Consider the following 12558-nt stretch of genomic DNA (forward strand, 5'->3'; position numbering starts at 1 on the left):
CGAGGCTATCCGGCGAGGTCCGACTCGCGCTCCCGCGTGAAGCGATGCGCTTCCCGCACGCGACGGACCTCCTCCGCGAGATGTGCCGCGTCGCGGGCGATCGCCTCGAAACGACCGGATCCCCAGGTGTGCAGCCAGGGCAGCCCGAGGAACGAGAGCCCCGGGGTGCTCGTGACTCCGCGCTGGTGCGTCGGGTGGCCCGCCCCGTCGAAGACGCCGACCTCGACCCAGCGGTAGTCGGAGCGGAAGCCGACCGCCCAGATCACGCTGGTCACGCCCGCCTCGGCGAGGTCGAGCCGCTCGTTCTCGGCCTCGGGCCGCCAAACGGGCTCGTAGCGGGCCTCGACGGGTGCCTCGATCCCGTGAGCGGCGATGTACCGGTCGATGTCGTCCTTGATCGACTCCGCGACCGAATCGGCGTAGTCGAGCGACGCCTCCGCGGTGGGGGTGAAGCGAAGACGTGCCCCCTCCGCCTCCGCGAGCCGGCCGTAGAGGTGCATGCCCTCCCGGGCGAAGGCTCGCAGATCGATGTCGCGCCCGCCTCCTCGGCCCGTCACGTAGTGGTTCGTCGACTCCCGCTTGGTGAGACCGCCGACCTGGGCGTGGACGGGGACGTCGTAGACGCCCATGTCCTGCAGCCAGGCGACGCAGTCGCGACCGCGGTAGAACCTTGCGACGCGGGGCGCGCTGCCGAGGGCGAGGTGCACGTCGCGGCCGGCGAGGAACAGGTCTTCGGCGATCTGCGCGCCCGACTGCCCGCTGCCCACCACGAGCACGCCACCGGGAGGGAGCGCCTCGGCCGAGCGGTAGTCGGCCGAGTGGAGCTGCACCATGTCGAGCGGGAGGCGGGAGGCGACCGCCGGCAGCACCGGCCGGTGGTAGCCGCCGGTCGCCACGACGACCTGGTCGGCCGTGATGGCACCGGCGCTGGTGACCAGCTCGAAGCCTCCGCCGGCCCTCTCGCGCAGACGGGTGACTTCCACGTGCTCGGCGACGGGAGCGTCGAAGGTGGTGGCGTAGCGCCGCACCCAGGCGTGCACCTCGTCGCGGGTCATGAACCCGTCCGGGTCGGGGCCGTCGTAGGGGTAGCCCGGCAGACGGCACTGCCAGTTGGGCGTGACGAGAGTGAAGGCGTCCCAGCGGCGGTCGATCCAGTCGTGCCCGATCGTGGTGCGCTCGAGGACGACGTGGTCGGTGCCGTCGTCGGTGAGGAGGCGGCTGAGCGAGAGCCCGGCCTGACCGCCTCCGATGATCGCGACCTCGACGTGCCGCCCGGGGCTGATCTCGGCGCTCATCGCGGCACCTCCGGCAGGGGCGGGTCCATCGCCAGCACGCGCACCAGGCCGCCGTCGAAGCGGCGCGAGGTCTCGACGATCTCGCTCTGCTGCTGCATCGCCGAGGTGCAGACGAAGCCGAACCGTTCGCGCACCCGATCGGAGGCGAGGCTCAGGGCCTCGCTCGAGCGCGAGACGAAGTCGGCGACCGGGTACTGCGCTCCGGCCTTGAGGTAGTCGTGCATCACAAGGCTCGGCGAGTAGCAGCGCTCCTCGGAGCCGTCGGGCCAGCGCACGTGGAAGGTCATCTCAGGCATCGACCAGGCCTCCGTTCCAGATGCGGTCGATGTCGTAGGCGTCGGGTCGGCGGTCGCGGAGGTGGAACATCCCGCCGCGCATCGCCTCGAAGGTGCCACGCACATCGATGTCGGCGACGGCCATCCCTGCTCCGAGCAGCGTCGTCGCGAGGATGTTGCCTCCCGGGTCGACCACCTTGGCGTTGCCGACGTACCGCAACGAGCCGAAGGTGCCCGACTGGTTCGACGCGAGCCAGAACACCTGATTGTCGAGGGCCCGCGCGATGTCGAACTGATTGAAGCGGTACGTCCAGCGATCGTCCTGCAGGTTCTCGGCGGTCGCCGTGCGCGCCGCAGGCCAGGCGGAGAGCGAGGCGATGATCTCGGCGCCGTCGAGGGCCATCGAGCGCGCCGCCTCCGGAAACGCCTTGTCGTAGCAGATCTGCAGCCCGACGCGACCGACGGGGGTGTCGAAGGCGCCGTACCCGGGCCCTGCCGAGTACGACATGTGCTCGCCCAGCGGCTGATGCACCTTGCGGTAGCTGCCGTAGACCTGACCGCCATCGAGAAGGGCGGCCGCGTTGTAACGCGTCTCGCCGTCGTCGTCGAGCTCGCAAAAGCCGATGGCGACCATCAGGTCGCCGACGATCTCCTGCACTCGACGCAGCTCCGGTCCGTCGAGCCGGATGGCCGGCGGGAGCGACCGCGACGTGGTCTTGACGGTGTCACCGTGGTTGCCGAGCGAGGAGAGGTATCCGCCGATCGCGGCCTCGGGGAGCACGAGGAACTCGATTCCCCGCTCGCGAGCCTCCTGCGCCAGCGAGGCGATGAGCGCGTAGTTCTGATCGAGGTCGCGAGTGAAGTTCGCCGCGACCGATCCGACGAGGGTCATCGACGCCCCCTACAGGTTGTAGGTGGAGTTGATGATGGCGCCCTTGCGGGCGTAATGGATGAGCGCGTCCTGCACGTCGAGGGGGTGGCAGGGGATGCACCCCTCGATGAGGTCCTCCTCGCGCAGGCCGTGCAGCGCCATGCCGAAGCGACAGACGAAGACGCGGTTGCCCTCGCCGATGAAGGTCTCGATGGCGTTGTTGAGGTTCTGCTCGCCCGGGAATCCGGAGTCGCCGACGGTCGGGAAGCCGCGGGTCGCCATCGCGTTGATGGTGCCGGGTCCGTAGAAGTAGAGAGCCGACTCGTAGCCCTTGCGGGCCGCCCGAGTGGCCTGCAGCACGGCGACGAAGCTGACCGAGGACTCGTGCGCGATGCCGTGGACGAGCGTGAGATAGGACTCCCCCTCCTCGGCCTGATAGTCGGGGAACACCTTGGTCGAGCCGTAGAGATTGCTGCCCTTGGGAAGCGACGGGTGGGCGATCTCGGATCGCGACTTCTCGATGTTGGCGGTGACCTGGTCTTCGATCTCCTGCGAAACGGGCATGTGCTTCCTCCTGGTTGCGGGTACGCCGAATGAGCTCGACGAGCGATGTGCGGAGCTTCCGGGGGCGTTGAGACGACGCGGGATGAGGGCCGCCGGATGCAGCGGTGGTGCCGAGTGGAACGACCTCAGTCAAGCCGATGGTGTGTTTCGAAGTGGTTTCGGGCGGAAGAAGCCTGTGTGACAGCCGTTCCGTAACGAGACCGCTTCGGGCTCGTCATCGACTCGAAACACTCGTGTCGTTGACTCGGGGGCGAGACGAACGCATCGACATCCCGGCCGCGTGCTGCGCGGCCCGTCAGGCCCGCCCTCGGCGAGCCACGAAGGAGTCATCCGTGACCGATCTCGGGATCCCCACGCTCCGCACTCGCGTCGACCTCGCCCTGAAGGGCATCCACGTCGAGGCTCCCGTCCACCGCGAGGCCGGTGCCGGACCGAGCGACGACGGACACGTCGTCCTCGGCGGTCTCGGCGCCGCGATCCCCGTCAACCCGACGAGCCCGTATGTCGTGCGCGGCGACCGGCTGCTCCTCGAGGGCGCCGACATCGGCCTCGACGTCACGCCGGTGCGCCGCCCTCGCTTCTACGATCTCGAGACCGCCGACGGCGTCTCCTACGAGAAGATCGCCCGCCTGCACGGGCGTGACATCCTCGCGACCACCGTCGTGCAGACATGCATGCGCTACGACGAGGCCGAACGCTGTCGCTTCTGCGCCATCGAGGCGTCGCTCGAGGCCGGGTCGACCATCGCGGTGAAGACCCCGGCGCAGCTCGCCGAGGTCGCGGAGGCCGCGGCGCGGCTCGACGGGATACGCCAGATGGTGATGACCACCGGTACCTCCAAGGGGCGCGACCGCGGGGCGACCCATCTCGCGCGCTGCGTCCGTGCGGTGCTCGACGCGGTGCCTGGGCTGCCGATCCAGGTGCAGTGCGAGCCTCCGTCGGACGTGTCGGCGCTGCAGGCCTTGAAGGATGCCGGTGCCGTGTCGATCGGCATCCACGTCGAGTCGATGGACGACGACGTGCGCCGCCGCTGGACCCCCGGCAAGGCGCGGGTGACACTCGACGAGTACCGCTGGGCGTGGCGGGAGGCGGTGCGGATCTTCGGCCGCAACCAGGTCTCGACCTACCTCCTCGTCGGCCTCGGTGAAGACCCGGACGAGCTCGTCGCGAGCGCGCAAGAGCTGATCGAGATGGGCGTGTACCCGTTCGTCGTTCCGTTCCGGCCGCTGCGAGGGACGCTCGCGACCGACGTCGACCATGCGCTGCCTCCGGCCGGCTCGCTGCTCGAGAGCGTCAGCGCGCAGGTCGCTTCGCTGCTCATCGCGGCGGGGATGCTCAGCAGCGGTCAGAGCGCCGGCTGTGCCGCCTGCGGCGCGTGTGGAGTGCTCAAGACGGCTGGTGCGTGATGCAGCTCTCGATCCTCGAGGGGACGCGACGGGCGGCACCCTTCACCGTGACGCTCGCCGGAGAGCGCGAGATCGCGGCCTACCTGGCCTTGCGGCGCGAGGTGTTCGTGGCCGAGCAGGGCTTGTTCGCGGGCAGTGACGCCGACGACTCCGACGACGACCCGCGCCGCCTCGTGCTGGTCGCGGTGACGGCCGAGGGCGACGTGCTCGGAGGCGTGCGGCTCGCGCCGGTCGAACGCGGTCGCGATCTCGGCTGGTGGACGGGCAGCCGGCTCGTCGTGTCCCGCGCGGCCCGCGGTGGCGCGGGCATCGGCGCGGCGCTGGTCCGCGCGGCGTGCGCCGAGGCGGAGACGCGTGGAGTCCTGCGCTTCGAGGCCTCGGTGCAGACGCGCAACGAAGTGCTGTTCCGGCGGCTCGGCTGGGACCGCATCGGCGAGGTGACCGTCGCCGGCGCTCCCCACGTGCGCATGCGATGGCCGATCGACCGCCTCGATCGCGCGGCCAGATCGGCCAAGGCGGCGCTCGGCTCGCTGCTTGCTCCGTTCGCCGCGCGCGGCGGTCTCGGCGGCGCGGGCTTCGTGGGTGATGACGGCGCACCCGTGCCCGGTACCCACCTCATCGCCGTGTGTGACGCGATCGTCCCGTCCATGGTCGAGCGGTATCCAGAATGGGCAGGGTGGTGCTCGGTCCTCGTCAACGTCAACGACCTCACGGCGATGGGGGCGAGCGGAGTCGGGCTGGTCGATGCGATCGGGGCGCGCGACGCCTCCTTCGCCGCCCGCGTCGTGGAGGGAATCGCCTCGGCGGCGCAGGCCTGGGGGCTACCGGTGCTCGGCGGCCATACGCAGCTCGGCGTTCCGGCCGCGCTCAGCGTGACGGGGCTCGGACGCACGGACTCTCCCGTCCCCGGCGCCGCGACGGTCGGCGACGAGCTGTCCGTGACCGCCGATCTCTCCGGTGGCTGGCGGCCCGGCTTCGCCGGGACGCAGTGGGACTCGACCTCGAGGCGTCGCAGCGATGAGCTGCGGGCGATGGCCGACTCCGTGGGTTTCGCGCGGCCCCGGGCGGCGAAGGACGTCAGCATGGCGGGGCTCGTCGGCACGGTCGGCATGCTCGCCGAAGCGAGCGGAGGAGGCGCGGTGCTCGACCTCGCGGCCGTCCCGACTCCGAGGGCCGCAGCAACCGCCGACTGGCTGGCATGCTTCCCGGGCTTCGCGATGATCACCGCCGATCGACCGGGCGAGAGCCGCATGGGAACCCCGATGACGTCGACAGCGGCGGTCGGACGGGTCGTGGCCGAGCCGGGTGTGCGCCTCCGGTGGCCCGACGGCGTCGAGACGGTCGCGATCGCGGGCGCCGTGACAGGCCTCGGCGCGGCCTGACCCGGCAGATCCGTGGGTGGTATCGAAGAGCTACTTCCCCGACCATCACAGCGGCCCAGGGCTCGTGCTCACGGTGCGCTCCTTGCTCTGTACAGGGCGACGCTGATCTCTTCGAGAGTCGCGAATAGCGGTAGCTCCTCCTTCAGGCCGCTCCCCGCCGTCCCACGTAGGGATGAATCACCGGATGCCGTCGCGGCGCAGTTGGACGTCTACCTGGTCGCCCAGGCCCTTGCCGAGGACCTTTCGAAATGCTGCGCGCAGCGGCATCATGTGCACTCCGCCACCCACGGGAAGCATTGTCGCGGCGTACGGGTGGCCGTCCACGGTTCCCTCGACCTTCACGGCCTTGCCTGTTCCGAAGTAATCAGCTGAGCCTGGCATGTGCACGCTGAGCCAGCCGCTGTTGCTGTCCGCGATGATCGGCGCCGAGAAACGGGCCTCTTTGGACTGCGAGTTCGCGTCGTCGTCGGGCATTGTCGTTCTCCTCAGGTCGTCCGGTTGTCGGTCAGTCGCGCGTTGCGAGTTTTTCCATGAAGGCGGGCGCTCCAGTGCCGAGCAGCTCACCTGCCTCGAGTGAGCGGCCAGAAACCGCAAGTAGCAACGTCAGAGCGTTACCTCGGACTTCGAGTCCCGTACCAGACGAGAAGTCGGAGTCGACGGCGACCAGACAAAAGCCTTGTGCGCGCTCTCGGCCGCCCCCCATAGAGACGGATGTCTTGAGCTGGTAGCGCAGGGCCGTGACGACGTGAGCGATCGGGTACTCGCGGTGCAGACCCAGTGGCCGGCGGACGTCCTCGCCGTGCACGATGGCTTCCACGAGACGAGTCGCCGGCGGTGCTGGCGGCGTCTTCGTCTCCCCGACGACCCGATCGAACTCGGCCAGCGTCTCCTCCGGACTCGCTCGACGCTCACGCGCGACCCCAACCGCATTGTCACGATCGAAATCGAACCGCGCCGCTATCAGACGCCGAACGAACCCCACTCGCGTCGTCTTCGCGGCGTCGATGAGGTGAGCGACGACATCATGGATGTCCCACCCCGGGCAGAGAGATTGCTCTGCCCACCGATGCGTCGGCTCCGATGCGAGGTCCGCGCTCAGGGCGCGTCGTTCCTCATGCACAGCCGACCACACCGCAGCCCATTTCTGAGAAGACACACAGCTACAGAACCACACACGTGATCGCCGCGCCTGCCCCACTTCGCGTCGCGGCCGTAACATCCCGCTAGAGAATCTTTTTCAGGTTCGCGGAACTCCTGTCGTGACAAATCCCGCAAACGTGCGGTGGCTGCGCTCCCTCACGTCGCACCGGCAACGCCCGCCGGGTTGCACTCCACGGGTACGCCGGCTCGCGTAGCCCGAGCGTTGCGAGCGCGGTCGCTGCGGCGGTGATCGATCCCACGTCCCCGTGCGCGGAGAATCACGGACGGATTCTTCTGCGACTCTGTCCAACGGATCTCTGGGTCCAACGGATCTCTGGGTGGCCGCGCAGGGGCCGGCGCTGAGGCTGCATCCGGTGTCCACGCCGATCAGCGACGTCGCTGGATTTCTCCCGTTGCGGCCGTGCGGATCTTCACCGGCAAGACCTCCCGCGCAATGGGCTCAGCGACCGGTAGCGCGTCGAGCAGCGCGCGCACCACTGCGGCGGAGCGGTCGGCGGCGTCGTCGACGTGCGCCTCGAACTCGCCCGGAGCGCAGAGGTCCGAGATGCCGCGCACCGAGACGAAGGGCAGCCCGTGCACGTGAGCGGTCTGCGCGAGCGCCACCGACTCCATGTCGGTCGCGAGTGCTCCTGGGAAGTCGCTCCGCACACGCTCGACGTGCGCGCTCGAGACGAAGGTGTCGCTCGAAACGATCAACCCGCGACGCACCGTCACCTCTGACCCGTCGGGCAGGGTCGCCACGAGCCCGTCGACGAGCGCCGGCGCGTACCCCGGGTAGCGAGGCAGCATCCCCGGCACCTGGCCGAGCGCATAGCCGAAGGCGCGAGCGTCGGCGTCGGTCTGGACGTACTCGCCACCCACCACCACGTCGCCCACACGCACCTCGGTGCCGAGACCACCGGCCGTCCCTGCGCTGACGATCAGCGGGGCCGCGTCGCCCGCACGGAGGATCGCGGCGGTCACTCCGCCGGCCGCGTTGATCAGGCCGATCCCGGTGCGCACGAGCAACACCGAACGACCGTCGAGCTCGATCTCCCACTGTCGGGCCTGCCCCACGGTGCGCTGTTCGGAGGCGACGCTCGCGGCGGCGAGGAACGGCGCCGCCTCCTCGTCCATCGCGACCAGCACGATCGCGTCGACGCCCCTCACGCGGTGACCGTCTCCCACTCCGCGCGCCGCGCGAGGAACGCGCGCGCCGCCTCCTGTGCCCCCTCGAGGGAGTGGTTCGCGCCCCAGCCGCACTGGGTCTCGTTCGCGGCGGGGACCTCGTCGGCCTCCGTGATGTCCGCGAGCGTCGCCTCGATCAGATCGAGCACCTCGGCGAGCTCCGGCTCCCCCGAGAGGATCAGGTAGAAGCCGGTCTGGCAGCCCATCGGCGAGAAGTCGACCACGCGGTCGGAGTGGTTGCGCGACTTCTCGGCGAAGAGGTGCTCGAGAGAGTGCACGGTGGGCATCTCGAGGTGGGCGCGGTTGGGCTGGGTGAAGCGCACGTCGTACTTGACGAGGTGATCGCCCGCCGGGAGGGTCTTCGCGTCGGCGAGTCGCACATACGGCGCGGCGACGGTGCGGTGGTCGAGGTTGAACGACTCCACGTTCATGCGCGGCTGATCCACGGTGGTCTCCTTCGCTGAGGTCGCCTCCATTGTCCTCCGCCTGGTCACTCCCCCGGTACGAAGCGGTACCCCATGCCCGCCTCCGTCAAGAGGTAGCGCGGGCGCGCGGGATCGGGCTCGAGCTTCTTGCGCAGCTGCGCGACGTACAGGCGGAGGTACCCCGTGTCGGTCACGTGCGCCGGCCCCCAGATCTCGGCGAGGAGCGAGCGGCGGGTGACGAGCTTGCCCGCATTGCGGATCAGGATCTCGAGCACCTGCCACTCGGTCGGCGTGAGCCGCACGGAGGCGCCGTCGCGCGTCGCGCTCTTGGCCACCAGATCGACCGTCACCTCCCCGATCACCACGAGAGGCTCGCCGTCCGCGGGCTGCACGCGTCGCGACAAAGCACGGATCCGCGCGAGCACCTCGTCCATCGAGAACGGCTTGGTGACGTAGTCGTCGGCGCCCGCATCGAGCGCGCCCACCTTGTCGGCTGCTCCCGTGCGCCCCGACACCACGAGGATCGGCGCGCTCGTCCAGCCGCGCAGACCGTGGATCACCTCGACGCCGTCCAGGCGCGGCATGCCGAGGTCGATCATGTACAGGTCCGGCCGCTCGTCCACCGCGCGGTTGATCGCCTCCGTTCCATCTCCTGCAGTGACCACGTCGTAGCCGCGCGCGGTCAGCGTGATCCGCAGGGCGCGGAGGATCTGCGGGTCGTCGTCGGCGATCAGGATCTTCATGCGTCTCCTCGGGAATCCGTGGCGCGGTCGGGTGCGATCCCCTCGGGGGCGCCGGCCAACGGCAGCGTCACCACCATGGTCAGCCCCCCGCCCGGAGTGTCCTCCGCCTCGAGGGTGCCACCCATCCCCTCCGTGAAGCCCTTCGAGAGCGCGAGGCCCAGCCCGAGCCCGGTGAGGTTGTCGTCGTCGCCGAGCCGCTGGAACGGCACGAAGATCTCGGCACGCCGCTCGGGCGCGACCCCCGGGCCGTGATCGACGATGCGGAGCTGCGCGGAGCCTCCGAAGACGCTGCTCGCCACCCGCACCCGCGTCCCGGCAGGCGCGTAACGCACGGCATTGGCGAGAACGTTCACCACCACGCGCTGCAGCAGCACGGCGTCGGCGAGGAGGGACGGGCCGTCGAGATCGAGGTCGAGGTCGACCTCTGCGGGCCCGAGCCCGAGCTCGTCGAGCGCGGGCAGGACCACGTCCACCGCGTCGAGCGGAGCGAGCGACACGGCGAGCGCCCCCGCCTCCAGCCGTGTCACGTCGAGCAGATCGGTGACGAGCGCGGCGAGCACCGTGAGGCTCTCGTCGGCCGTGGCGAGCAGCTCGTCGCGGTCTCGGTCGCTCCACACGACGTCGGGTGAGCGCAGTCCGCTGACCGCTGCCGTCGCCGCGGCAAGCGGGCGTCGCAGATCGTGGCTCACCGCCGAGAGCAGAGCGCTGCGCACTCGATCGGTCTCGGCGAGCGGCGCCAGCGAACTCGCCGTCTCGCTCAGCGCAGCGTTCTCGAGCACCGAGCCCAGCTGCGCCGCGACCACCTGCAACAGGCGCCGTTCGCTGCCCTCGAGCTCACGGCCGTGCAGCTCCAGCACCGCTCCCTCGCCCACCGCGATCCGCGCGGGCTCCCCGTCAGGACCAGGCTCGCCGTCCGAGGCGATCACCTCGCCGTCGCGGAGCAGCCGCACCCCGGTCAGCCCGAACGCCTCCCGCGAACGTTCGAGGATCACCTGGAGCGCCCCCTGCCCGCGGATGACCCCGCCCGCGATCGTCGCCAACAGCTCCGACTCCGCCCCCGCGCGCTTCGCGGCCCGCGCGCGCCGGGCAGCCCGGTCCACCACGGCGCTCACCAGTGCCGCGTTGAGCACGTACAGCACCAGGGCCAGCGCGTGCAGCGGCTCATCGACGGTGATCGTGTAGAGCGGATGGACGAAGAAGAAGTCGAGGGTGAGCCCCGAGAGCACCGCCGCGAACAGCGCGGGCCAGAGGCCGCCGACCAGCGCGACCAGCACGACGAGCAGTTGGTACGAGAGCACGTCGCTCGTGATCGACTCGTCGCTGCGGAGGCTCGCGAGCAGCACCGTGACCAGCGGGCCGCCCACCAGCGCGAGCGCCCCGCCCAGGAGGCGGCGGCGGCGCGTCAAGGCGCCGTCGCGTCGCGGCAGCACCGCAGTGCGCCCCGCGGCGGAGTGGCTGACGATGTGCACGTCGATGTTGCCGGATTCGCGGATGACGGTCGCCCCGATCCCCGGCGTCAACGCGGAGGCGAGGCGGCTGCGCCGGCTCACGCCGATCACGAGCTGGGTGGCGTTGACCGAGCGAGCGAACTCGACGAGCGTCCGCGGCACGTCTTCGCCGACGACCTGGTGGTACGTGCCGCCGAGGGTCTCGACCAGCGCGCGCTGCGTCTCGAGAACGTGCGGTCGCGGGGTGCGCAACCCGTCCGGGGTCACCACGTGCACGGCGAGCAGCTCGCCCCCGGAGGCGCGTGCCGCGATCCGCGCACCCCGCCTCAGCAGCGTCTCGCCCTCGGGTCCGCCCGTGAGGGTCACGACCACGCGCTCGCGCGCCTCCCAGGTGCTGTCGATCCCGTGTTCGACCCGGTAGTCGCGCAGTGCGCTGTCGACCTCGTCCGCGAGCCAGAGCAGCGCCAGCTCGCGCAACGCGGTGAGGTTGCCGAGACGGAAGTAGTTCGAGAGCGCGGCGTCGATGCGCTCGGGCGGGTAGATCCGCCCGTCGGCGAGACGGTCGCGCAACGCTTGGGGGGCGAGGTCGACGACCTCGATCTGATCGGCCGCGCGGAGGACCGCGTCGGGCACGGTCTCGCGTTGGGGCGCGCCGGTGATCGCATGCACCACGTCGTTGAGCGATTCGATGTGCTGGATGTTGACGGTCGAGAAGACCGTGATCCCGGCGTCGAGGAGCGCGCGGACATCCTCCCAGCGCTTCGCGTTCCGCGAGTCGGGGGCGTTGGTGTGGGCGAGCTCATCGACCAACGCGACCTCGGGACGCCGGGCGAGGACCGCGTCGAGGTCCATCTCTTCGAGGCGCACTCCGCGATGCTCGACAGTGCGGCGGGGGACGACCTCGAGGCTGCCGATCATGGCGGCGGTCGCCGTTCGGCCGTGCGTCTCGACCACCGCCACCACGACGTCGCGGCCTTCCTCGGCCAGGCGGCGACCCTCCTCGAGCATCGTGTACGTCTTGCCGACGCCGGGCGCTGCCCCGAGGAGCACGCGGAGGCGGCCCTTGCTCATGCGGCGGCCCTCACCTTCGGCTCGCGGGACCCGCTCTGGCCCGCGGGAGGCTCCGGAGAGCCGATCGCGAGTCTACGAGCCGGAGGCCGTGCCGAGGCCGTCACAGCCGCGCCAGCGCCAGGTTGAGCTCGAGCACGTCGACCGTCGGCTCGCCCAGGTAGCCGAGCGGCCGCCCCTCGGTGTGCGCCTCGACCAGCGCCCGCACGGCGCCCTCGTCGAGTCCGCGCGCGGCGGCGACCCTCCGCACCTGCAGCAGGGCATAGGCCGGGCTGATGTCGGGGTCGAGCCCCGAGCCGGAGGCGGTGAGGGCGTCTGCGGGCACCGCGGCCGGGTCGACCCCCTCGAAGGCGGCGATCGCGGCACGGCGCTCCTGAATGGTGGCGAGGAGCGTCGGGTTGTCGGGCCCGAGGTTGCTGCCTCCCGAGGAGCCGGCGTCGTAGCCGGCACCGGCGGCGGAGGGTCGCGACTGGAACCACTGCGGGAGCGGCGCGCCGTCGGCGTCGGCGAACGACTGCCCGATGAGCGAGGACCCCACCACCTCGCCGCCGTCACGCAGGAGCGACCCGTTCGCCTGCGCCGGGAAGGCGAGCTGCCCGACTCCCAGAACGGCCAGCGGATACGCCAGGCCCAGCAACGCGGTCAGCGCGATCATCGCGCGCACAGCGACCCCGTACGGACGGACACTCGACATGATCTTCTTCTCTCTCTGATGACTCTGACGTCTGACGGTCCTGACGCGGCCCCGGCGCC

Annotated in this window: 13 protein-coding genes; 2 read left to right on the forward strand and 11 right to left on the reverse strand. The window is 70.7% G+C overall.

Features of this window, described 5'->3' with window-relative positions; all coding sequences use genetic code 11:
* Positions 1-5: 5 nt before the first annotated feature.
* From ITJ45_RS00635 to ITJ45_RS00650, 4 genes are read right to left on the reverse strand one after another with little or no spacing between them, the layout of a single operon-like run.
* Positions 6-1295, reverse strand: a complete 1290-nt coding sequence (locus ITJ45_RS00635) for an MSMEG_0569 family flavin-dependent oxidoreductase (RefSeq protein ID WP_194606921.1) — start codon at positions 1293-1295, stop codon at positions 6-8.
* On the reverse strand, positions 1292-1591 hold the full coding sequence (locus ITJ45_RS00640) for an MSMEG_0570 family nitrogen starvation response protein (protein ID WP_194606922.1): 300 nt from the start codon (positions 1589-1591) through the stop codon (positions 1292-1294). Before ITJ45_RS00640 ends, ITJ45_RS00635 begins: the two co-directional genes overlap by 4 nt.
* Positions 1584-2462 carry a carbon-nitrogen hydrolase family protein gene (locus ITJ45_RS00645; protein ID WP_194606923.1) on the reverse strand — a complete coding sequence of 293 codons (879 nt, stop codon included), beginning with the start codon at positions 2460-2462 and terminating at the stop codon, positions 1584-1586. Before ITJ45_RS00645 ends, ITJ45_RS00640 begins: the two co-directional genes overlap by 8 nt.
* Before the next feature lie 9 nt (positions 2463-2471).
* A complete protein-coding gene (locus ITJ45_RS00650) occupies positions 2472-3005 on the reverse strand; it encodes an MSMEG_0572/Sll0783 family nitrogen starvation response protein (protein ID WP_194606924.1) in 534 nt (177 codons plus the stop codon).
* Between the two features lie 332 nt (positions 3006-3337).
* Here ITJ45_RS00650 and ITJ45_RS00655 point away from each other — a divergent pair, with 332 nt between their 5' ends.
* Positions 3338-4411 (forward strand): MSMEG_0568 family radical SAM protein, encoded by a 1074-nt coding sequence (locus tag ITJ45_RS00655; RefSeq protein WP_323742800.1) that lies wholly within the window; start codon positions 3338-3340, stop codon positions 4409-4411.
* A complete protein-coding gene (locus ITJ45_RS00660; RefSeq protein WP_194606925.1) occupies positions 4411-5793 on the forward strand; it encodes an MSMEG_0567/sll0787 family protein in 1383 nt (460 codons plus the stop codon). Before ITJ45_RS00655 ends, ITJ45_RS00660 begins: the two co-directional genes overlap by 1 nt.
* Positions 5794-5970: 177 nt before the next feature.
* Here the strand turns inward: ITJ45_RS00660 and ITJ45_RS00665 are convergent, their stop codons facing one another.
* From ITJ45_RS00665 to kdpC, 7 genes are all read right to left on the reverse strand, one after another.
* A complete protein-coding gene (locus ITJ45_RS00665) occupies positions 5971-6267 on the reverse strand; it encodes a DUF1905 domain-containing protein (RefSeq protein WP_194606926.1) in 297 nt (98 codons plus the stop codon).
* Positions 6268-6298: 31 nt separating this feature from the next.
* Entirely contained in the window at positions 6299-6949 is a 651-nt protein-coding gene (locus ITJ45_RS00670) for a maleylpyruvate isomerase family mycothiol-dependent enzyme (protein ID WP_323744228.1), read from the reverse strand.
* 371 nt (positions 6950-7320) lie between these two features.
* Entirely contained in the window at positions 7321-8103 is a 783-nt protein-coding gene (mtnN, locus tag ITJ45_RS00675) for a 5'-methylthioadenosine/S-adenosylhomocysteine nucleosidase (RefSeq protein WP_194606928.1), read from the reverse strand.
* Positions 8100-8552: an S-ribosylhomocysteine lyase gene (locus ITJ45_RS00680; RefSeq protein ID WP_194607680.1), complete on the reverse strand. Its 453-nt coding sequence runs from the start codon at positions 8550-8552 to the stop codon at positions 8100-8102. Before ITJ45_RS00680 ends, mtnN begins: the two co-directional genes overlap by 4 nt.
* Positions 8553-8611: 59 nt before the next feature.
* Complete coding sequence (locus tag ITJ45_RS00685) at positions 8612-9289, reverse strand: response regulator (RefSeq protein WP_194606929.1); 678 nt, start codon at positions 9287-9289, stop codon at positions 8612-8614.
* Positions 9286-11808, reverse strand: coding sequence for a DUF4118 domain-containing protein (locus tag ITJ45_RS00690; RefSeq protein WP_194606930.1), 2523 nt, complete (start codon positions 11806-11808; stop codon positions 9286-9288). Before ITJ45_RS00690 ends, ITJ45_RS00685 begins: the two co-directional genes overlap by 4 nt.
* 100 nt (positions 11809-11908) lie before the next feature.
* Entirely contained in the window at positions 11909-12499 is a 591-nt protein-coding gene (gene kdpC / locus ITJ45_RS00695; protein WP_194606931.1) for a potassium-transporting ATPase subunit KdpC, read from the reverse strand.
* Positions 12500-12558: the final 59 nt, after the last annotated feature.

Origin of the sequence: Rathayibacter sp. VKM Ac-2879 (assembly GCF_015351245.1) — a bacterium.
Taxonomy (GTDB): domain Bacteria; phylum Actinomycetota; class Actinomycetes; order Actinomycetales; family Microbacteriaceae; genus Rathayibacter.